The sequence below is a fragment of the Arthrobacter sp. B1I2 genome, from assembly GCF_030816485.1.
Classification (GTDB): domain Bacteria; phylum Actinomycetota; class Actinomycetes; order Actinomycetales; family Micrococcaceae; genus Arthrobacter.
In genome coordinates this window covers 3,505,990-3,527,833 of record NZ_JAUSYC010000001.1, presented here as the reverse complement: position 1 = coordinate 3,527,833, position 21,844 = coordinate 3,505,990, and the positions used below count along the sequence as shown (strand labels likewise).

Here is a 21,844-nt window from a genome sequence, read left to right as displayed (position 1 = left end):
TGGAGCTACTTAGGGCTTCCTAACTAGCAGGCGGTCAACCGCGCGACAAAGATGAAACTGTTGCGAGAGGAGTCCTGCGATGAGCACTGTGGACAGCTTCGGTTCAAAAGGCAAACTTAATGTAGCCGGAACCGAATACGAAATTTTCCGGTTGAACTCCGTTGAAGGTGCAGAAAACCTTCCGTTCAGCCTCAAGGTATTGCTTGAAAACCTGCTGAGGACCGAGGACGGCGCGAACATCACTGCCGATCACGTTCGCGCCTTGGCAGGCTGGGATCCGAATGCGGAGCCCGATACAGAAATCCAGTTCACGCCGGCGCGCGTGATCATGCAGGACTTCACCGGCGTTCCCTGCGTGGTGGACCTTGCCACCATGCGTGAAGCGGTGAAGGAACTGGGCGGCGACCCGAAGCGGGTGAACCCGCTGGCACCGGCCGAAATGGTCATCGACCACTCGGTCCAGATCGACGCCTTCGGCAACTCCGGCGCACTGGAGCGCAACATGGAGATCGAATACCAGCGCAACGGTGAGCGCTACCAGTTCCTGCGCTGGGGCCAGACCGCGTTCGACGACTTCAAGGTGGTCCCCCCGGGAACCGGCATCGTGCACCAGGTCAACATCGAATACCTGGCCCGCACCGTGATGACCCGCGAAGTGGATGGTGCGCTCCGCGCCTACCCCGACACCTGCGTCGGCACCGACTCGCACACCACCATGGTCAACGGCATGGGCGTGCTGGGCTGGGGCGTGGGCGGCATCGAGGCGGAGGCAGCAATGCTCGGCCAGCCCGTCTCCATGCTCATCCCGCGCGTGGTGGGCTTCAAGCTCAGCGGCAGCATCCCTGCCGGTGCCACCGCAACCGACGTGGTGCTGACCATCACCGAAATGCTGCGCAAGCACGGCGTGGTGGGCAAGTTCGTGGAATTCTACGGCGAAGGCGTTGCCGCTGTGCCGCTGGCCAACCGCGCCACCATCGGCAACATGAGCCCCGAGTTCGGTTCCACCGCCGCGATGTTCCCCATCGACGACGTCACCCTGGAGTACCTGCGCCTCACCGGCCGGTCCGACCAGAACGTCGCCCTGGTGGAGGCATACGCGAAGGAACAGGGCCTGTGGCATGACCCGTCCCGCGACATCAAGTTCTCCGAGTACCTGGAACTTGACTTGTCCACCGTTGTTCCGTCGATCGCCGGGCCCAAGCGCCCGCAGGACCGCATTGAGCTGACCGAGGCCAAGGACGAGTTCCGCCACGACCTGCTCAACTACGTCTCCCACGACGCCAACGCCGGCACCCTGGACGAGTCCCTCGAGGAAAGCTTCCCGGCCTCCGACGCCCCGTCCTTCACAGGCGGAGCAACCCACATCTCGGACACCGACCGCGAACCGCCGAAGTACTCGGCTGCCCACGGCGGCGCCGGGAGGATCTCCAGCCCGGTTCCCGTGAAGATGGCTGACGGACGCGAGTTCGAGCTGGACCACGGCGCGGTGACCATCGCGTCCATCACGTCCTGCACCAACACGTCCAACCCCTCGGTCATGCTGGCCGCCGCCGTCCTGGCGCGGAACGCCGTCGAAAAGGGCCTCACCGCCAAGCCGTGGGTCAAGACTTCCGTCGCCCCCGGCTCGAAGGTTGTCACGGACTACTACGAGAAGTCCGGCCTGACGCCTTACCTGGAGAAGCTCGGCTTCTACATTGTGGGCTACGGCTGCGCCACCTGCATCGGAAACTCCGGCCCGCTGGAACCCGAGATCTCCGAGGCCATCCAGGCCAACGACCTCGCCGTCAGCGCCGTCCTTTCCGGCAACCGCAACTTCGAAGGCCGGATCAACCCGGACGTGAAGATGAACTACCTGGCCTCCCCGCCGCTGGTCATCGCCTACGCCCTGGCCGGTTCCATGGACTTCGACTTCGAATCGGACGCGCTGGGCAAGGACGAGGCCGGCAACGACGTCTTCCTGAAGGACATCTGGCCCAACCCGGTTGAGGTCCAGCAGGTCATCGATTCCTCGATCGACAAGGAAATGTTCGCCAAGGGCTACGAGGGCGTCTTCGACGGCGACGACCGTTGGAAGGCACTGGACACCCCGGCGGGCGACACCTTCGCCTGGGATCCGAACTCCACCTACGTCCGGAAGCCCCCGTACTTCGAAGGCATGCAGGCACAGCCGGAACCGGTCAAGGACATCACCGGCGCCCGCGTGCTCCTGAAGCTCGGCGACTCCGTCACCACCGACCACATCTCCCCGGCCGGTTCCTTCAAGTCCGACACCCCGGCCGGCCAGTACCTGCTGGCCAACGGTGTGGAGCGCAAGGACTTCAACTCCTACGGCTCACGCCGTGGCAACCATGAGGTGATGATCCGCGGCACGTTCGCGAACATCCGCATCAAGAACCAGCTCCTGGACGGTGTCGAGGGTGGCTTTACCCGCGACTTCACGCAGGCTGACGGCCCGCAGGCCTACGTCTACGACGCCGCGCAGAACTACCAGGCAGCCGGCACCCCGCTGGTGGTCCTGGCCGGCAAGGAGTACGGTTCCGGTTCGTCCCGCGACTGGGCAGCAAAGGGTACCGCCCTGCTGGGCGTCAAGGCCGTCATCGCCGAGAGCTACGAGCGCATCCACCGCTCCAACCTGATCGGCATGGGCGTCCTCCCGCTGCAGTTCCCGGCCGGCGAGAACGCTGCCAGCCTGGGCCTGACCGGCACGGAAACCTTCTCGGTGGAGGGCGTCACCGCCCTGAACGAGGGCACCACGCCCAGGACCCTGAAGGTCACCGCCACGGACGAGGACGGCTCCTCGAAGTCGTTCGACGCCGTACTGCGCATCGATACCCCGGGTGAAGCGGACTACTACCGCAACGGCGGCATCCTGCAGTACGTGCTGCGCCAGATCTCTGCGCACTAGCGGGAACTGCTGCGCAGGCATCATCCTCCCCGAAGCCCCGGCCGGTCAGCGACCAGCCGGGGCTTCGGCTTTTCTGGTGCGTCTGGTCCTGCGGACCAAGGCGTTAGAGTTAAACGGCACGTCTACCACCCGAAGGAGGGGTCATTGGGAATCTTGGACACCATCCGGAATCCGCAGGACCTGAACGAGTTGACCGAGGAACAGCTGGAACAGCTGGCCTCGGAGATCAGGGACTTCCTGATCACAAACGTCTCCCAGACGGGCGGCCACCTCGGGCCCAACCTCGGCGTCGTGGAACTGACGCTGGCCGTGCACCGCATCTTCGAATCCCCCCGCGACAGCATCGTCTTTGACACTGGGCACCAGTCCTACGTCCACAAGCTGCTCACCGGACGCCAGGACTTCAGCACCCTCCGCCAGGAAGGCGGCCTGTCGGGCTACCCGGCCAGGGCCGAGTCCGAGCATGACATCGTCGAAAGCTCGCACGCGTCCTCGTCCCTGTCCTGGGCGGACGGCATCTCCCGCGCCCGCCAGCTCACAGGGGAAGGTGACCGCCACGTCGTCGCCGTAGTGGGCGATGGCGCCCTCACCGGGGGAATGGCATGGGAAGCCATCAACAACATCGCGGCGGACAAGAAGCGCCGCGTGGTCATCGTGGTCAATGACAACGGCCGGTCCTACGCACCTACCGTAGGCGGATTCGCGGACTACCTGGCCTCGCTGCGCCCCACCATAGACTCCTTCCGCGCCGCGCCCGCCTATGAGGTCGCGCTGGACTGGTGGAAGAAGAAGCTGCAGAACGGCGGCCCCATGGGCCAGTTCACGTACAAGAGCCTGCATGCCATGAAAAAGGGCATCAAGGACTGGTGGGCGCCGCAGGGCATGTTCGAGGACCTCGGCATGAAGTACATCGGGCCGGTTGACGGCCACAACCTCCAGGCCATGGAACACGCACTCTCCACCGCCAGGAATTATGGCGGGCCGGTCATCGTCCACGCCATGACGGAGAAGGGCCACGGCTACGCCCCCGCCCGCGCGCATGAAGCCGACCAGTTCCACGCCGTGGGCATCATCGACCCCGAAACCGGCGAACCAACCGGCAGCGGCGGCGCACAGTCCTGGACCTCCGTGTTCGCCGACGAGATCGCCGCCATCGCCGATGAGCGCGATGACATCGTCGGCATTACCGGGGCCATGCTGATCCCGGTTGGCCTGCACAAGTTCGCCGCCAGGCACCCCGAGCGCGTCATCGACGTCGGCATCGCCGAACAGCATGCCCTCACGGCCGCAGCAGGCATGGCCTTCGGCGGGCTGCACCCCGTCGTCGCCGTCTACGCCACCTTCCTGAACCGGGCATTCGACCAGCTGCTCATGGACGTCGCCCTCCACAAAGCCGGCGTTACCATCGTCCTGGACCGTGCCGGCGTCACCGGCCCGGACGGCGCCAGCCACCACGGTATGTGGGACATGGCCATGGTCCAGATCGTTCCCGGCCTCCACCTGGCCGCACCCCGCGACGCCAGCCGGCTCCGGGAGGAACTGCGCGAGGCGGTGGCCATCAGCGACGCCCCCAGCGTTGTCCGCTTCTCCAAGGGATCCGTTGGTCCGGCGGTCGAGGCACTGGAACGGCTGGGCGACGGCGTGGACATCCTTGCCCGCCGCCCCTCCGGCTCCACCGAAAATGACGTGTTGATCGTCAGCGTCGGCGCCATGTCCGAGCTGGCCCTGGATGTCTCCAACCGGCTCGGGGCGCAGGGCATCAGCACCACCGTGGTGGATCCCCGCTGGGTCCTGCCCGTCCGCCGCTCCATCATTGCGCTGGCCTCGCACCACAGGCTGGTGGTCTGCATCGAAGACGGCGTCCGCGCGGGCGGCGTGGGCTCGCGCATCCGGCAGGAGATGCGTGCCGCAGGTGTGGACACGGCCCTGAACGAGGTGGGCTTGCCCGTGGAGTTCCTGGACCACGGCACCCGCAACCAGGTGCTTGAGCGGGTAGGGCTGACCGCCCAGCAGATCACGCACGACGTCGTGGCGCAGGTCCTGGGAACCAAGGTTCCGTTCGCGCGTCCCTTGCCTGGACAGCAGCACCCCACCACCGGCAGCCTTCCGATCCTGTGAGGGACGAGGACGAACTGAAGTACCCCGGCGCCGTAGGGGAGTCCGGACCGGTTCTGCACACCACCACCACCCGCGTTCCCAACGGACTGCAGCCGGGCCAGCTGGTGGTCTCCCGGAACCGGAAATGGAACGGGAAGGCCCACTGGGTGGTGCCGGGCCGGTACCTTGGCGAAGACCAGCACGGGTGGTGGATCTTCCAGGGCACCAACGAGTTCTGTTCCCGCCCCGGCGCCGCGTTCTACACGCGGTCCGACGCCGTACTGCTGGTGCCGCGCCAGGGTGACTGGGTGGCCACATTCTACGACTCCGCCCACCCCGGCGGAGTACGGGTGTACATCGACCTGGCGGTCGGCCATGAGTGGACGCAGATCCGGCCCTCAGTGACCGAGTTCCACGTGATTGACATGGACCTGGACGTCATCCGGACCGCCTCCCGTGGCGTCTTCATCGACGACCAGGACGAATTCGCGGAGCACAGCGTCTCCATGCGCTACCCGCAGCAACTGATCGAGGACATCCAGACCTCCGCTGACACTCTGTACCACGCGGTGAAGGCACAGCAATCTCCATTCGACGGCACCGACGTCGAATGGTTTACAAAAGGACGCACATGAGCGGCATTGTCAGGGTCTACAAGCGCGACGACGAGGGCACCCTCCACTTCCGGGAGGCCTGGTTCGATGAGGACTACTCGCAGTTCGTCATGAACTTCGGCGTGGTGGGGCACCAGAGCAAGACCGAGGAAACCGACGTTCCCGACGATGCCGCGGCCGACGGCCTCCTGGACGCCTTCGCAGCCCAGTGCGCCGAGGACGGATTCGCCGAGATCCCCACCGAGGAGCAGTTCTGGGTGGTGGCGCAGTTCGCGCTCAAGACGCGGGAAGGCACCGACCGTGACCGCTACCTGGAGCAGAAGGCCACCGACGCCCTGATCAGCCACCTCGCCTGGCGGGGCCTGGGCACGGTGGAGCGTTCCGAATTCACGGACTACAAGCTCAACATCTTCTGCCTCTGCCCGGACGTGAACAAGGCCGTCAACGCCATCAAAGTCTGCGCCCGCGGCGAGGACCTGGACTTCACCAAGCTCAGCATCGGCGCCGCCCCGTACAGCGACCCGGAGCATTACAAACTCAAGCACTCAGCCAAGCCCGCCAACAGCTTCAGCCTTTAGGAGGCGTCCTTGACCAGTTACCGCCGCGTTGGAAAGTCAGGCCTGACCGTCTCCACCGTGGGCCTGGGCTGCAACAACCTTGGCCGCGCCAATACCGCCACCGAGTCGCAGGACGCCACGGACGCCGTCGTCCACGCGGCGGTCGACGCCGGCATCACCCTCTTCGACGTGGCGGACACGTACGGCCGGGAGCCCGGGCTGAGCGAGACCATGCTCGGCAAGGCCCTCGGAAACCGGCGTTCCGGCGTGGTCCTGGCTACCAAGTTCGGCATGGACATGAAGGGCGGCAGCGGGCCGGACTTCGGCGCCCGCGGATCGCGGCGGTACATCATCCAGGCGGTGGAGGCTTCGCTCCGGCGGCTCGGCACCGACTGGATCGACCTCTACCAGTTCCACACCCCGGATCCGCTGACTCCCATCGATGAGACCCTCGCGGCGCTGGACACCCTGGTCCGCAGCGGCAAGGTCCGCTACATCGGCCACTCCAACCGGTCCGGCTGGCAGATTGCCCAGGCGGAGTACGTGGCGCGCGAACTGGGCACGGCCCGCTTTATCTCCACCCAGAACCACTACAACCTGCTGGACAGGCGTGCCGAGCTTGAGGTGACGCCGGCCGCGGAAGAGTTCGGCCTGGGTGTCCTGCCGTACTTCCCGCTGGCCAACGGCTTACTGACCGGCAAGTACTCGCCGGGCCACGCTCCGGAGGGGTCGCGGCTCAGCCACACCCGCACCAACATGGTGGACGACGCCGACTGGGACCAGCTGGGCCGGTTCAGCGCCTTTGCGAAGGAACGGGGCCTCACGGAGATCGAGGTGGCCTTCTCCTGGCTCGCCGCCCAGCCTTCCGTGGCCAGCGTCATCGCCGGCGCCACCCGGCCGGAGCAGGTCAGGCAGAACGCGGAAGCGGCAAACTGGGTCCCTGCAGCCGAGGACCTTGCTGAGCTGGACGCGATCTTCCCCGCGGTGCCCAAGGTCGCGCTCTTCTAGGCAACCATGCCCGCCTACCTCCTGGACGTAGACACCGGGATCGACGACGCCCTGGCCCTTGCCTACCTCGCCGCCCTCCCGGACACCGAATTCGTGGCGGTCACGGCCACCCCCGGCAACGTGGACGCCGATCAGGTGGCCCGCAATACACTGGCACTGCTGGAACTGTGCGGCCGGCCCGGCGTCCAGGTGGCGGTGGGCGCGCGGAAGCCCTTGTCCATCCCGCTGCTCACCACCCCTGAGACCCACGGACCGCAAGGCATCGGGTACGCCGTCCTGCCCGAACCCGCCGGCCGGTTCAGCCCCCGGAACGCCGTGGACCTCTGGGTCGAACATGCCCGGGCCAGGCCGGGGGAGCTCACCGCGCTCATCACCGCCCCGCTGACCAACTTCGCCCTGGCACTGCGCAAGGAACCGGCGCTTCCCGACCTCCTGGCCAAGGTGGTGATCATGGGCGGGGCGTTCTACCACCAGGGCAACACCACCCCCACCGCCGAGTGGAACACCCACGTGGACCCCCACGCAGCCAAGGAGGTCTACGCCGCCTACCGGGGACGGCCCCTGGAGAAACTCCCCATCGTCTGCTCGCTGGACACCACCGAACGCATGGAGCTGCACCCGGCCCACGTCACGGCGCTGGCCCAGGCTGCAGGCGCCGCCGTGCCCGAACTGGTGCTCCCCGAACAGCCCGAGGGCCTGCGGAGCACCTCCGACAACACACTCATCCGGCACCTGTCAGATGCCCTGCGCTTCTATTTCGAGTTCCACCGGCTCTATGACCAGGGGTACCTGGCCCACGTCCACGACTTCTTCGCCGCAGGAGTCGCCGCCGGCACCCTCGAGTACACGGCCCGCACCGCCACCGTGGACGTCGAAACGGATTCTCCGCTCCTGGCGGGAACCACCGTGGCCGACTTCCGCGGGCTCTGGGGCACACCCCCCAACGCCAGAGTGGTTTCCGGCAACAAACCGGAGCAGGCTTTCCGCGAACTGGTGTCCGCCGTGGGGCGCCTGGCCCGCCGGGTGGGATAAGGCGGGCGGGATTAAGCAGGTGGGATAAAGGCGGGTGAGGCAAAGAAGTCCACTGCCGGAGGGTGGGCCGTGGGAGGTGGATGGCCGGTAGAATGGGCCACGTCCGGCCCGGCGCAGTTGCCGCCGGCTGCTGCCGAGGTGACATAGGCAGCCATCCTTCGTCCCGGTACTGCCGGGCAACCTGCCTGCCCCCAAAGGAACATTCCCCATGTCATCGTCCTCTTTGACGCTTCCGTCCCAGGAACGCCCCGCAGCCCGCCGCCGGGTGCTGGAGATCCTTGGCGCCCTGGCCATCGCCGCAACCTACGTCTACCTGGTGCTCAACCAGCCGGCAGACATTACCGGAGGCCCGGGCAGCGCATCGGCCCTGATCGCCCTCACCGGCTTCCTGGCAGGCGCGGTCCTGCTGATCATCGCCGTCCTGCCCACGCTGCCGGCATCCACCCTGGTGCTGATCCCGGTGGCACTGGTCCTGAACATCGTGCTCGGCCAGTTCGTCGGCAGCACCCTGGTTCCCTTCTACCTCGACGCCATCGGCACGGTGCTGATCGCCGTCCTGGCAGGACCGGCCGCCGGTGCCGCCACGGGCGCGCTCAGCAGCATTGTCTGGTCCTTCTTCAACCCCACGGTGCTTCCGTTCGCCGCGGGCGCCGCGCTCATCGGGTGCCTGGCAGGGCTGGCAGCACGCTACGGCCTCTTCCGCCGCTTCTACCTGGCCCCCGTCGCCGGCTTCGTCACCGGGATCATCGCCGGCGTGGTTTCCGCCCCCGTGGCCGCCTTCGTCTTCGGCGGAACCTCGGGCGTGGCCACCGGGGCAATCGTCAGTGCGTTCCGGGCCATGGGTGACACCCTCCTGGCCGCCATCACCAAGCAGGCGCTGCTCTCCGACCCCATGGACAAGGCCATCGTGTTCACCATCGTGGCCATCCTGGTCTACGCGCTGCCCCGCCGGTCCCGCGGACAGTTCCCCTTCCTCCGGCGCCACCGGGTCCTGGCCGGCCAGACCCCGGCGGGCGGTCCGGTGCAAAGTTCGGCCCAAGGCCCGGTACAGGGCAATGCCCAGGATTCAGCACGGAACGGCTGACCGGAAACCTGTGGCAGCATCACCGGCAGGCAGGACCGCAGAGCCCGCCAGGCGGGAACGCCTTAACCCGCTGACGTCGCTGGCGGCGGCCGTGGCCACGGCGGCCATCACGACGGCGGCCGGCAGCTGGCTGCTGTCCCTCGCCGTGGTTGCCGCGTGCCTTGGCCTGTCCATGGCGGGCGGCACGGCCCGCCGCGTCCTGCCGGCGGCCGCGGCAGTCCTCGTCCCGCTTGGCCTGTCACTGCTCTGGCTGCACGGGCTGTTCTTTCCCGAGGGCAGGACGGTCCTGGCAGAGTGGGGACCCGCCCGCATCACGGCAGAGGGCCTGGACTTCGCCGGGCAGCGGATCCTGCAGCTGGCCGCCGTGGTCCTGGCCCTGCTGCTGTTCTCTTTCAGCGTCCGCGTTCCCGACCTCGTGGCGGCCTTGTCCGCACGGGGAGTACAGGGCCGCTTTGCCTTCGTCCTGGCGTCCACCCTGACCCTGCTGCCCGCCATCGCGGCCCGGGCACAGCGGATCCGGCAGGCCCAGGAGTCGCGAGGCCTGGTGGTTTCCCGCAGCCTGGTGTCCAGGGCGGGCGCGTTCCGGCTGCAAGCCGTTCCGCTGGTCCTCTCCCTGATCGATGACGCCGGCACCCGCGCCGCGGCCCTGGAAGCCCGGGGACTCAGCAACACAGGGCCCCGGACCAGCTACCGCGAAGTGGCTGATTCGGCCCTTCAGCGGGCAACACGCGTAGTCCTGGTGCTGTCGGCCCTGGCGGCAGTTGTTCTCCGGGTGGCAGGTGCAGGTGGCTGAGGGCAGGGCAGCTGTCCGGCCGGCTGCTCACACGAACCCCCCGGTCCTGGCAGCCGGCATCCGGGACTTCACCTTCCACGACGGGCACGCCCCGGTTCTGCAGGATGTGGCTGTTTCCTTTGCCCGGGGCTCCTTCACGGCCATCCTCGGCGCCTCAGGGAGTGGCAAGTCCACCCTGGGCCGCCTGCTGGCCGGCTGGCTGCCCCCGGGCGGCCACGGAACTCTGGCAGGGTTCCTTGAGTTGTCCGGCACCCGGCTGGAGTTCGACGGCGGCACGGGGGACCCGCGGATCGATCCCGCCCAGTGGGGCCGGCACGTGGGATTTGTACCGCAGGACCCCGGCGCCGTCCTGTCCACCGTCCGGTCCACGGTGGCCGAGGAACTCGCGTTCGGTCTGGAAAATGCCGGCACGGACCGCGGCGCCATGCAGGTTGCGGTGGAGCGCACAGCCGCGCTGCTGGGACTTGAAGACCAGCTGGACCAGGATCCTGCCCGGCTCTCCGGTGGCCAGCTGCGCCGCCTGGCCATCGGCTGCGCCATGATCGCCGGACCCCCGGTGCTGGTCATGGACGAGCCTCTCGCCTCGCTGGACGCGGCAGGGGCCAACCGGCTTGCCGCCCTGGTCCGGGACCTGCTGACGCGGGGTACCGCCGTCGTGATCCTCAGCCAACTGGTCGATCCGCTGCTTATGGAAGCCGACACCTGGGTGGTGCTGCGGGGCGGCACGGTCACGGCATGCGGGCCCCCAGCCGGCATGGGTCCCGGTTCGGGCCTGTTGCCGCCGGCCCTCCGGCGCGCCGATGGAGCGGAGGCTGCAGCCCCGTCAAAGCCCCGGCCCGCGGCGCAGCGGACAGTGCCGGCGGCACTGCAGCTCCGGGGTGTGTCCTTCGCGTACCCGGAATCACCGGCCCGCGGCAAAAGACGGCGAAGGGCCACGCAAACGGGGGAGCGGAACGGTCATTCCCCGGTGCTGCAGGACGTCCACCTGGCGGTCCAGCCAGGGGAAATCGTGGCGGTCACCGGGCCCAACGGTACCGGAAAATCAACGCTCCTGCGGCACTTCAACGGCCTGCTGCGCCCCACCGCTGGCACTGTCCTGGTCCGCGGCAGCGACATTGCCCGGGCGCCCGTGGGGCAAACCGCCGCGTCCGTGGGCTTGTTGTTCCAGCAGCCGCGCGACCAGCTGTTCGAACGCACCGTCCTCCGGGAGGTCAGCTTTGGGCTGGAACGGTTGGCGGGACCGGATGCTGCCCGGCGGGCCGCCGAAGCGCTGGAAGCCGTGGGGCTGGCGGCGGCCGCCAACGAACATCCCGCGGAGCTGCCGGCCTCCGCCCAGCGCCTCCTGGCACTGGCCACCGTCCTGGCCCGCCAGCCCGCCGTCCTGGCACTGGACGAACCCACGGTGGCACTGGACGGCGACGGACTGGCCCTGCTGGACGCCGCCGTCGGCTCGGCAGCAGCGGGGGGCGCCGCCGTCGTGCTGGTCACCCATGACCTGGGCTACGCACGGACGGCGGCGCACCGCATCCTGACGCTCGACGGCGGCCGGCTGGCACCGGCCTGACCGCTGGAAACGCCGGGCGTGCGGAGACTAACCCGCGGCGGGTGACGCGACGCCCGGCGCCAGGAAGCGCTTGCCATTGACCCGCACGGAGGCGCCCACCCGGTCCAGGTAGGGAGTGATGCCGCCCAGGAACATGGGCCAGCCCGCACCGAGGATCATGCAGAGGTCCACGTCCTCCGGGCCGGCGACAACGCCCTCGTCCAGCATCAAACCGATTTCCTCGGCCAGGGCATCCTGGACGCGGCGCAGCACCTGCTCTCCCGTGGACGGGCTCGAGCCAAAGGACATCAACTTAAGTGTGGAGTCGGGGATGGCCCGGGACCCGTCCGGGGCGGTCTCCCACAGTGCCTTGACGTTGTTGTCGATGAGTTTCTTGAGGTTGGTGGAAACCGGGAAGCGGTCGCCGAAGGCGGCGTGCAGTGATTCCTGGACGTGCTGGGCCACGGGCAGGCCCACCATGGCCAGCAGCGTGAAGGGAGTCATGGGCAGCCCCATGGGGCGCAGCGCATTGTCCGCCACTTCTGCAGGGGTGCCCTCATCGAGGGCGGCCGTGACTTCCCCCATGAGCCGGAGCAGGATGCGGTTGACCACGAACGCTGCGGCGTCCTTGACCAACACACCGGTCTTCTTCAGCGACCTGGCCAGTTCAAAGGCGGTGGCCAGCACGGCGTCGTCGGTCCGCGGGGCGCGGACAATTTCCAGGAGCGGCATCACGGCCACGGGGTTGAAGAAGTGGAAACCGACCAGCCGCTCAGGGTACTGCAGGTCCGCGGCCATCTCCGTCACCGAGAGCGAGGACGTGTTCGTGGCCAGGATGCACTCCGGCGCCACGATGCCTTCCAGCTCGGCGAAGACCTGCTTCTTGATGTGCAGTTCTTCAAAGACCGCCTCGATTACGAAGTCGGCGTCCGCGAAGGCTTCCTTTGACACCGAGCCCGTCACCAGCGCCTTGGTGCGGTTGGCGGCGTCCTGGCTGACGCGCTGCTTCGCCAGCAGCTTGTCCACCTCGGCATGGACGTAGGCCACGCCTTTGTCCACGCGGGCCTGGTCGATATCGGTCAGCACCACGGGCACCTTCAGCTGGCGGGCAAAGAGCAGGGCCAGCTGGCCGGCCATCAGTCCGGCGCCCACCACGCCCACCTTGGTGACGGGGCGGGCCAGCTTGCGGTCAGGGGCGCCCGCCGGGCGCTTGGCACGCTTCTGGACCAGGTCGAGGAAGGCGTAGACGGTGGAGCGGAACTCATCCGTCTGCATCAGCTCGGCCAGCGTTTCGCATTCCAGCGCCGCGGACTCCGCTGCGGTCATGGTGCGGTTCGCCTCGAGGATGTCCAGGACCTTGGCGGGTGCAGGGGAGGCGTTGGAGGTCTTGGCTTCGACGAAGGCCCGGCCGGCATCCACCGCGGCAGCCCAGCGGGCTGCCGCGCCAGGGGAGGAAGGGTCGACGGCGTTGGCCCGCTCCGGGACGATCCCGCCGGAGATGACACCGGCGGCCCAGGCCAGTGACTGCTCCAGGAAGTCGGCCGGCTCGAAGAGGGCGTCGGCGATGCCCATGCCGAAGGCCTGGGCGCCGGAGAGGGTCCGGTTGTTGCTGAGCGGGTTCTCGATCATGACCTTTACGGCATTTTCCGGCCCCACCAGGCGGGGGAGGATGTAGACACCGCCCCAGCCCGGCACCAGGCCAAGGAACGCTTCCGGAAGCGCCAGGGCGCCGGCGCCCGTGGATACCGTGCGGTACGTGGACTGCAGGGCGATTTCCAGGCCGCCGCCCAGCGCCGCGCCGTTGATGAAGGCGAAGCTGGGAACACCAAGGTTGGCAAGGGTGGCGTAGACGTCGTGGCCCAGCTGTGCCATCCACAGCCCGTGCTCGCGCTTTTCCAGGGACTTCACGGCGGAAAGGTCCGCGCCCGCCACCAGGTAATGCGGCTTGCCGGTAACGCCGACGCCCACGATTTCGCCGCGGGCGGCCCGGTCGCGCAGGCCTTCCAGCACCGTACCGAGCTCCTCCAGGGTATTGGGGCCCAGGGTGGTGGGCTTGGTGTGGTCCAGGTCGTTGTCCAGGGTGACCAGGGCGAAGGTGCCCGGGCCCGGCTTGCCCGCAGTGCCGGGCAGGATGATGTCCTGCACGTAGGAGTGGGTGACGGTCTCGTTGGGGAAAAGGTCCGCCAGCTTGCGGAAATCTGCGGCGCTCATGCCAGGGCTCCTTCGGAATCGGTAGCGGCGGTTTGCCTTGAGGGGGTTCCACTGTAATCGGGGTGGTGGGGGTTCTCCCAGATCACGGTGCCGCCCATGCCAAGGCCCACGCACATGGTGGTAATCCCGTACCGCACCGAGGGGTCTTCCTCGAACTGGCTGGCCAGCTGGATCATCAACCTGACGCCGGAGGAGGCAAGCGGGTGGCCCACGGCGATCGCGCCGCCGTACCGGTTAACCCGGGGATCGTCGTCGGCAATGCCGTAGTGGTCAAGGAAGCTCAGGACCTGGACGGCAAAGGCCTCGTTGATTTCGAACAGGCCGATGTCATCGATGGTCAGCCCTGCGTTCTTCAGTGCTTTTTCGGTTGCCGGTACGGGGCCGATGCCCATGACCTCCGGCTCCACCCCGGCGTACGCGTAGCTGACCAGCCGCATCTTCACGGGCAGGCCCAGCTCCGCGGCGGCGTCGGAGGAGGCAAGGACGGCAGCGGTTGCGCCGTCGTTCAGGCCGGCGGCGTTTCCGGCCGTGACCCGGCCGTGGGCGCGGAACGGCGTGCGCAGGGCGGCGAGATCGGCCATGGTGGTGCCGGGACGGGGCGGTTCGTCCTTGCTGTGGACGGTCCAACCCTCGCCGGGCTTGCGGGCGGCAACCGGAACCAGGTCCGGCTGGATCCTGCCATCCCGGTAGGCGGCGGCCAGTCTGTCCTGCGAGGCCACCGCATAGGCGTCAGTGCGCTGCTTGGTGATGGCCGGGAAGCGGTCGTGCAGGTTCTCGGCCGTGTTACCCATGTTCAGGGCTGCCGGGTCCACCAGCCGCTCGGACATGAACCGCGGGTTGGGGTCGGCGCCGGAGCCCATGGGATGGTGGCCCATGTGTTCCACGCCGCCGGCAACCACCACGTCATAGGCGCCAAAGCCGATGCCGCCGGCCGTCGTGGTGACTGCGGTCATGGCGCCGGCGCACATGCGGTCGATGGCGAAGCCCGGGACCGTGCGCGGGAGGCCTGCCAGCAGGGCGGCGGTGCGGCCGAGGGTGAGGCCCTGGTCGCCGGTCTGGGTGGTGGCGGCGATGGCCACCTCGTCGATCCGCTCGGCGGGCAGCGACGGATTGCGCCGCAGCAGCCCGCGGATGCATTTCACGATCAGGTCGTCGGCCCGGGTTCCGGCGTAGATTCCTTTCTCGCCGGCCCTGCCGAAGGGTGTGCGGATGCCGTCCACAAAGACGACGTCGCGGACAGTGCGCGGGGATGCGCCGCTTCCGTGCTGGCTCACGTGTAACTCCTCATCGAGACGTAGCGCGCCGGGTGCATGCCGGAGGGCGGCAGCAGCCTGACGTCGGTCACCCCGATGTTACTCGTGAGTAACTTAGCCCGCAAGGGCTGACGCGAACCGCTTACTGGTTGCCGGCGGCAGCGAGGGGTTTGGCTTCCTTGGGCGGCAGCGGCTGCGGGTTCAGGAAGGCGCCGGCAATCAGCGGAGCCGTAATTTCCACCTGCCACTGCCGGGCCCCCAACGCCCGCAGTTCAGCGGAAATGGAGTCTTCGGTGATTTCAGCCGGCGGCCGCCACGCCACGCGCCGCAGGTAGTCGGGCGTCAGGAGGTTTTCCAGCGGGAGGTTCAGCTCCTCGGCCTTCCCCTGAAGCAGGGGACGGGCCGTGGCCAGGCGGGCGGCGGCTTCCGGATCGCGGTCTGCCCAGACCCGCGGCGGCGGCGGGGCGTTGGTGGCCAGGTGCAGGGGCGGCAGTTCTTCCAGGTCCCGGGCCCCGGCGATGCAGCGCAGCCAGCGCGGAGCTTCGCGCTGGGCGGCCCGCCCATGGAACCCCTTGGTGCTGAGCAGCTGGGGGACCGTGGCGGGCATGGCCTTCGCCGCGGCAACGAGGGCTGAGTCCGGGAGTAGCCGGCCGGGCGCCACGTCGCGTTTCTGCGCCAGTGAGTCACGTTCCAGCCACAGCTCGCGGACGGCGGCCAGTTGGCGGCGGTCCCGGATCTGGTGCAGGCCCGAGGTCTTCCGCCACGGGTCCACGCGAGGGGGAGCGATGCCCGCTTCGAGGATGGCCGCAAATTCCTGTTCGGCGAACTCCAGTTTCCCGTCCGCCTGCAGCAGTTCGATGAGTTCCTCGCGCAGTTCGGTGAGGACTTCCACGTCCAGGGCGGCGTAGCGCAGCCAGGGCTCCGGGAGGGGGCGGGTGGACCAGTCGGCCGCGGAGTGTTCCTTGGCAAGGCCGAATCCCAGCAGCTGTTCGATGACCGCGGCCAGGCCCACGCGGGGCAGCCCGGCAAGGCGGGCAGCCAGTTCTGTGTCGAAGAGCTTGTCCGGCCACATCCCCAGCTCGGAAAGGCAGGGCAGGTCCTGGGTGGCGGCGTGCAGGATCCATTCGACGCCGCGCAGGGCGTCGTTGATGATATCCAGGTTCTCGAACGGCTCGGGATCGATCAGCCAGGTTCCGGCGCCCTCGCGGCGGATCTGGACCAGGAAGGCGCGCTGTCCGTAGCGGAAGCCGGAGGCGCGCTCGGCGTCCACGCCGGCGGGTCCGGTGCCGGCGGCAATGGCAGCGGCACAGCGCGCCAGGCCGGATTGGGTTTCAATGACCAGCGGAACGCCGTCCCGGGGCGAGTCGAGGTCGATGATTTCGGGGATGGGGCTGTCAAAGCCCTCCACCGTGATGTGGGGTGCGGCAACAGCAGCCGGGACGCCGGCCGTGGTGTTTTCCGGAATGTTTGGGGTCATGATGCCCCCAGTTTACCGGGCTGCCCCATAACCGTTCTGCTGGCTTCGCCGCCGGGGCGGGAGTGCGGTGACGCCGTCGGGCAGCGGCGGGAGTCCGGCGAACGTGCATACCATGTCGGACCAGGCCTCAAGGTGGGCCTGGACGTCGGAGGAATCGGGTGTCCAGGAGGCCCGGAGCTCGATGTCGATGGACCCGGGCCGGCCGGCCAGGGTCCCGAAGCTTTCGGAGAGAACGCGGGTTGCGGTGCCGCCCGCTGCCCGGTACGCCGCCTGGTGGTTCTCCAGCGCCTCCACGAGCCAGGTCCACGCCACGGTTCCCAGCATCTGGTCGTTGCCCATTTCCGGTTCCAGTTCGGCGCGGATGTAGGTGACGATCCGGAACTCGCCGTCCCAAACCGCCGAGCCGTCCGGATCATGCAGCAGGATAAAGCGTCCGGTGGCGAGTTCCGTTTCGTCCTCGTCCGCCGGTCCCGAAGCGGCTGTTCCGGATGCGGCGGCAAGGGCCATGGCCGCAGGTCCGTGCACGGGCGTGGCGGGCGCGCCGGCGCCGGGCGCCAGCACTTCGGCACCCAGCGCGACGGCGAAAGGTGCCAGCCGTGCGGGGGCAGGGATCTCCGCGAGGCGCAGTTCCTTGCGGCACCGGGCTTTCCTGAGGGTTCCCAAGGCGTGGCGGAAATCCGGGGGAACCTGGTCAAGTGCGTTCACCTTCGCAGATTACGGGGCGGGACGGGCGGGGGCAGGAAGGCTCGCCGTCAACGGGCGGTCAGCCCGCCTGGCTGTCCCGGTAATCCCGGAGTTCATGGCGGATCGCGGCAGCAAAGGTATCGACGTCCTCCTCGGTGGTGTCAAAGGAACACATCCACCGGACTTCCCCTGCCGCCTCATCCCAGTCGTAGAACCGGAATGACTTCCGCAGCCTGTCTGCTGTGCCGGGGGGAAGGATGGCGAAGACGCCGTTGGATTCGGTCTTCTGCGTGGCCCGGACACCCTCGATGGCATCGACGGCGGCGCGCAGCCGGGCGGCCATGGCGTTGGCGTGCGAGGCCGAGCGCAGCCACAGGTCGCCTTCCAGCAGGGCGATGAACTGGGCGGACATAAACCGCATTTTCGAGGCCAGCTGCATGTCCATCTTGCGCAGGTAGACCAGGCCGTGGGCCGCCTCCGGGTTCAGCGCCACCACCACTTCGCCGAAGAGCAGCCCGTTCTTGGTGCCCCCAAAGGACAGGATGTCCACGCCCGCATCCCGGGTGAAGGCCCGCAGCGGCACTCCCAGATGGGCAGCCGCATTGGCCAGCCGCGCCCCGTCCATGTGCAGCTTCATGCCCTTGGCGTGGGCGTGGTCGGCAATGGCACGGACCTCTTCCGGGGTGTAGCAGGTGCCCAGTTCCGTGGTCTGGGTGATGGAGACGGCGAGCGGCTGGGCGCGGTGTTCATCGCCCCAGCCCCAGGCCTCCCGGTCGATCAGTTCAGGGGTCAGCTTGCCGTCCGGCGTGGGGACGTGCAGGAGCTTGAGGCCGCCGATGCGTTCCGGAGCCCCGTTTTCGTCCATGTTGATGTGGGCGGAGGAGGCACACACCACGGCACCCCAGCGGGGGAGCAGGGACTGCAGTGACAGGACGTTTGCGCCGGTGCCGTTGAAGACGGGGAAGCATTCGATGCCGGGACCGAAGTGGCCAACCATCAGTTCCTGCAGCCGCGCGGTGTAGTCGTCCTCGCCGTAGGAAACCTGGTGCCCGTCATTGGCCGCCGCCAGTGCTGCGAGGACTTCGGGGTGGACGCCGGAGTAGTTGTCCGAGGCGAACCCCCGCACGTTTGGATCGTGCAGCCGCAGCGCTGCGCCTGTTTCTGCTGTTGTCGTCATAGGGTTGCTCACGTTTCCAGTGTAGGTACAGTCACATCGGGTGCAGTCACATCAGGTACCGCCCCGGTGGCGGTCAGTCCGCCAGCCGGAGCCGGGCACCGTTGAGTTCGCCGGACGGAGTGCCGAAAAGCCGTACGACGGCGGCAGCCAGGTCAGCCACGTCCGTCGCCCCCGGGAATGTGCGCTCCGGGTAGGTGCGGCGCAGCTCATCGTCCACCAGCGCCTTGACCACCAGGATGGTCGCCGCAGCTGTGCTTCCGCCGTCCCCGGAAGCCCGGCGGAAGCCGTCCGCCATGGCCATGGTCCACGCTTCCGCGGCCGCCTTCGCTGCCACGTAGCTGGCCACGGCTGCGGCGGGTTTGTCCAGGGCCGTGGATGACACCATCGCAAACCTGCCGGCGGCGGATGCGGCGATGTCGTCGAAAAAGACGCGTGACACATTGCGCAGCGTGGTGACGGCGCCGCGTTCCAGGAAGTCCCAGTCGTCATCGGACTGGTCCGCTATGCCTTTGGCTCCGCGCCAGCCGCCCACCAGGTGGATGACGCCGTCCACCGTCCCGAGTGCGCCGGCGACGTCGTCGCGCAGCTGACGGACGTCGTCCAGTGCCGCCAGGTCGCACGTGAAGGGCCTGACGCCGTGGCCCGCTTTCTGCGCTGCCTCTTTGATCCGGGCCTGGTCTGACCCCGCCGTTGCCACGCGGTGCCCTGCAGCGGCGAGGGCCCGCGCAACGGCCGTTCCGGACGCACCGCTGCCACCGGCCACCAGGACAGTGAGGGGCTGGGCGCCCTGAACGGCCCCCGCGGCGCCGGCGCTGGTCAAAGCGCGGTGCGGCCGGTGATCCCGGCGGTGGACTCAATGATGGGCCGCATCTTCTTCTCCAGTGCCTCGTAAAACATGGACAGCGGGAATTCGTCGTCCAGCACCTGGTCCGTGAGGCCGCGGGGCGTTCCAGCCAACGGCAGCGCGTCCGGACCCTTGGCCCATACGGAGGCCGGGTTGGGGGTGACGGTTGCCGACACCAGCTGGTACGCCGCCAGCCAGTGCGCGGTCTTGGGGCGGTCGATGGAGCGCCAGTACAGTTCGTCGATGCTGGCACCCAGGGCGATCACGGCGTCCGCCACCTCGTCCCAGTCGATGGTAAGCCGCGTATCCGTCCAGTGCAGCACGTGCTGCTGGTGCAGCCAGGCGAAGAGGAGCTGGCCGCCCAGGCCGTCGTAGTTCCGGACCCGGCTGCCCGTGATGGCGAAGCGGAAGATGCGGTCGAAGATGATGGCGTACTGCACGAGCTTGGCGTGCCGCCGTGCGTCAGGGTCGGCGTCGTCGTCCTGTTCGATCCGGACCGACTCCCGGAACGCCGTGAGGTCGCAGCGCAGTTCTTCCAGTGAATACAGGAAGTAGGGCATCCGCTGCTTGATCATGAACGGATCGAATGGCAGGTCGCCGCGCATGTGCGTCCGGTCGTGGATCAGGTCCCACATCACGAAGGTGGCCTCGGTGAGGTCCTGGTCGGCGAGCAGTTCCGCGGCGCCCTCCGGCAGCTCCAGGGACGTGATGTCCGCGGCAGCCTTCAGGACGCGGCGGAACCGTGCGGCTTCACGGTCGGCGAAGATGGCGCCCCATGTGAAGGTGGGGGTCTGGCTGACGGCCACGGTTTCGGGGAAGAGGACGGCCGAGTTGGTGTCGTAGCCTGGGGTGAAGTCGACGAAACGGATGGGGACGAACAGCTTGTTCGAGTAGTTCCCGGCCTCCAGGCCTGCGATGAATTCGGGCCAGATGACCTCAACCAGCACGGCCTCCACCAGCCGGTTGCTGCTGCCGTTCTGGGTGTACATGGGGAAGACCACAAGGTGCTGCAGCCCGTCGCGGCGCTGCTCCTGCGGCTGGAACGCCAGGAGCGAGGACAGGAAATCGGGGACAGCGAAACCGCCGGCCGCCCATGCCTCGAAATCTGCGCAGACGGCCTCCAGGTAGGCGGCGTCGTGCGGAAAGGCGGGGGCGAGGGCCCGAATGGCGGCCACGATGGCACCCACGTACTGCGCTGACTCCGCATGGTCCGCGGGCTCGGGGACCGAGCCGTCCTGGACCTGGAGCGCCTGCAGCCCCGTGGCGGCGGCCTTAAGCCGGAGCCAGTCCTGGTTCTGCGCGGAAATCCCGGTGACGGCGGTGGTCAGGGTCTCTGTCATCGTCGGCTGCCTTTCTGGTTGCTTGCTTCTCTGGTGAGCGTAACAAGCAATCAGCAGGACTTATGCCAAAAGGGGTCTTTCGTAAGAAGGGCTTAGCCTCGATGCTCTCCCCGGCGTACCGAGACCGGCCCCCCGCTGTGGGATCCGCGCCGGCGCCTCTATCCCTTGGTGCCTTAGCCCTGGGGCTTCGCCTCCTGGGCATCATTCCGGGCTTCGTCCTTGGCGACCAGCCGCAGGGACACCGAGTTGATGCAGTAACGCTGGTCAGTGGGCGTGCCGTAGCCTTCGCCCTCGAAGACGTGGCCCAGGTGCGAGTCGCAGGAGGCGCACCGCACCTCGATCCTGTCCATGCCCAGGGTCCTGTCATGGATGTAGCGCACGTTGCCCTCAGCCAACGGAGACCAGAAGGAAGGCCAGCCGCAGTGGGAGTCAAACTTCTCGTTGCTGGTGAACAGTTCGGCGCCACAAGCACGGCACTGGTACACACCCTCAGTATGGGTATCCCAATATTCGCCGGTGTACGGCCGTTCGGTCCCGGCCTGCCGGAGAACCTGGTATTCCTCCGGGGTCAGTTCTTCCCGCCACTGGGCATCGCTCTTTTGGACAGTGACCTCCTGGGCCGCGTCCTCCTGGGCGCTGTCGTGCTGCGTTCCGCCACGGATGCCCGCTGCCTTGTTACCGAAAATGCTGTTTCCAAAGATGCTCATAGCATTCCCAACGCTCAGGAGGTCGCCGATAAATCCCGAGCCCGCATACAGATGGAGCACGGGGACGCCGAGCTGGTCCTGGGCTTTGTTGGCCCAGTCAGTGTGGAAGGTGTCGGCCACGGCATGCGGCCTGGTGATTACCACGGCCTGGGAGGCGCCGGTTTCCCGGACCTTCGCCACCAGTCCGTCCACTGCCTTGCCGTCCACCACCTGGCCGGTAACACCTGAGCCCAGCCCCTCCAGCGCAGCGAGCGAGGCCGCGAGGATTTCATCCGCGTGCGCCCGCTCGGCCACGGCATCCGGGTTGCGGTCCACGAGTTCCCGGAACGCTTTGGCAACGTCCAGCATGGAGAGGTTTTCGAGGAAGTCCACCAGCAGGTGCCGTTCGGTGTTTGCCGGCACCAGGACCAGCAGCCGGCTGTCCGCCCCATCCACCAGCCGTTCAATGTTCACGCGGTCGTCCGCGCCCAGGGGTTCTTCGGTCAGGATGATGATGGGATCACTCATGGCCTTAGCCT

General features: G+C 67.9%; 17 protein-coding genes and 1 pseudogene. 9 read left to right on the top strand and 9 right to left on the bottom strand.

Translation table 11 applies throughout. The features are described 5' to 3' along the window. Positions 1 to 79: 79 nt before the first annotated feature. The 9 genes from QFZ57_RS16465 to QFZ57_RS16425 all read left to right on the top strand — a co-directional run bounded on the left by QFZ57_RS16465 (position 80) and on the right by QFZ57_RS16425 (position 11,654). Positions 80 to 2,905, top strand: coding sequence for an aconitate hydratase (locus QFZ57_RS16465; protein WP_306900975.1), 2,826 nt, complete (start codon positions 80 to 82; stop codon positions 2,903 to 2,905). A 144-nt stretch (positions 2,906 to 3,049) separates the two neighbouring features. Continuing rightward, positions 3,050 to 5,023, top strand: a complete 1,974-nt coding sequence (dxs, locus tag QFZ57_RS16460; RefSeq protein ID WP_306631584.1) for a 1-deoxy-D-xylulose-5-phosphate synthase — start codon at positions 3,050 to 3,052, stop codon at positions 5,021 to 5,023. Then, positions 5,020 to 5,637, top strand: coding sequence for a DUF402 domain-containing protein (locus QFZ57_RS16455; RefSeq protein ID WP_306900974.1), 618 nt, complete (start codon positions 5,020 to 5,022; stop codon positions 5,635 to 5,637). Before dxs ends, QFZ57_RS16455 begins: the two co-directional genes overlap by 4 nt. Beyond that, the gene (locus tag QFZ57_RS16450) at positions 5,634 to 6,194 is read left to right on the top strand and encodes a hypothetical protein (RefSeq protein WP_306900973.1); all 561 of its coding nucleotides are present in this window, start codon (positions 5,634 to 5,636) and stop codon (positions 6,192 to 6,194) included. Before QFZ57_RS16455 ends, QFZ57_RS16450 begins: the two co-directional genes overlap by 4 nt. 9 nt (positions 6,195 to 6,203) lie before the next feature. After that, entirely contained in the window at positions 6,204 to 7,181 is a 978-nt protein-coding gene (locus tag QFZ57_RS16445; protein ID WP_306631581.1) for an aldo/keto reductase, read from the top strand. 6 nt (positions 7,182 to 7,187) lie between these two features. Continuing rightward, positions 7,188 to 8,213, top strand: a complete 1,026-nt coding sequence (locus tag QFZ57_RS16440; protein WP_306900972.1) for a nucleoside hydrolase — start codon at positions 7,188 to 7,190, stop codon at positions 8,211 to 8,213. A gap of 208 nt (positions 8,214 to 8,421) precedes the next feature. Then, the gene (locus tag QFZ57_RS16435; RefSeq protein ID WP_306900971.1) at positions 8,422 to 9,297 is read left to right on the top strand and encodes an ECF transporter S component; all 876 of its coding nucleotides are present in this window, start codon (positions 8,422 to 8,424) and stop codon (positions 9,295 to 9,297) included. A 10-nt stretch (positions 9,298 to 9,307) separates the two neighbouring features. Next, positions 9,308 to 10,090 (top strand): energy-coupling factor transporter transmembrane component T family protein, encoded by a 783-nt coding sequence (locus QFZ57_RS16430; RefSeq protein WP_306900970.1) that lies wholly within the window; start codon positions 9,308 to 9,310, stop codon positions 10,088 to 10,090. Then, positions 10,083 to 11,654 carry an ABC transporter ATP-binding protein gene (locus tag QFZ57_RS16425; protein WP_306900969.1) on the top strand — a complete coding sequence of 524 codons (1,572 nt, stop codon included), beginning with the start codon at positions 10,083 to 10,085 and terminating at the stop codon, positions 11,652 to 11,654. The genes QFZ57_RS16430 and QFZ57_RS16425 overlap by 8 nt, the downstream gene beginning before the upstream one ends. A 27-nt stretch (positions 11,655 to 11,681) precedes the next feature. On the opposite strand, the gene QFZ57_RS16420 is transcribed toward QFZ57_RS16425, so the two are convergent. From QFZ57_RS16420 to QFZ57_RS16380, 9 genes and pseudogenes are all read right to left on the bottom strand, one after another. Then, a complete protein-coding gene (locus QFZ57_RS16420; protein WP_306900968.1) occupies positions 11,682 to 13,844 on the bottom strand; it encodes a 3-hydroxyacyl-CoA dehydrogenase NAD-binding domain-containing protein in 2,163 nt (720 codons plus the stop codon). Further along, entirely contained in the window at positions 13,841 to 15,118 is a 1,278-nt protein-coding gene (locus tag QFZ57_RS16415; protein WP_306900967.1) for a thiolase family protein, read from the bottom strand. Before QFZ57_RS16415 ends, QFZ57_RS16420 begins: the two co-directional genes overlap by 4 nt. A 121-nt stretch (positions 15,119 to 15,239) precedes the next feature. Next, entirely contained in the window at positions 15,240 to 16,574 is a 1,335-nt protein-coding gene (locus QFZ57_RS16410; protein ID WP_306900966.1) for an HRDC domain-containing protein, read from the bottom strand. Positions 16,575 to 16,586: 12 nt separating this feature from the next. Then, positions 16,587 to 17,279: a DUF3000 domain-containing protein gene (locus tag QFZ57_RS16405; protein ID WP_306631574.1), complete on the bottom strand. Its 693-nt coding sequence runs from the start codon at positions 17,277 to 17,279 to the stop codon at positions 16,587 to 16,589. A gap of 58 nt (positions 17,280 to 17,337) precedes the next feature. Beyond that, positions 17,338 to 18,435, bottom strand: a complete 1,098-nt coding sequence (locus tag QFZ57_RS16400; protein ID WP_306632545.1) for a threonine aldolase family protein — start codon at positions 18,433 to 18,435, stop codon at positions 17,338 to 17,340. Positions 18,436 to 18,508: 73 nt separating this feature from the next. Then, complete coding sequence (locus tag QFZ57_RS16395) at positions 18,509 to 19,255, bottom strand: SDR family NAD(P)-dependent oxidoreductase (protein ID WP_306900964.1); 747 nt, start codon at positions 19,253 to 19,255, stop codon at positions 18,509 to 18,511. After that, a complete protein-coding gene (locus QFZ57_RS16390; protein WP_306900963.1) occupies positions 19,252 to 20,619 on the bottom strand; it encodes a DUF6421 family protein in 1,368 nt (455 codons plus the stop codon). Before QFZ57_RS16390 ends, QFZ57_RS16395 begins: the two co-directional genes overlap by 4 nt. Positions 20,620 to 20,792: 173 nt before the next feature. Continuing rightward, the gene (msrB, locus tag QFZ57_RS16385) at positions 20,793 to 21,326 is read right to left on the bottom strand and encodes a peptide-methionine (R)-S-oxide reductase MsrB (RefSeq protein WP_306901603.1); all 534 of its coding nucleotides are present in this window, start codon (positions 21,324 to 21,326) and stop codon (positions 20,793 to 20,795) included. A 21-nt stretch (positions 21,327 to 21,347) separates the two neighbouring features. After that, a pseudogene (locus QFZ57_RS16380) lies at positions 21,348 to 21,833 on the bottom strand (hypothetical protein); the annotation flags it as partial. Positions 21,834 to 21,844 lie beyond the last annotated feature (11 nt).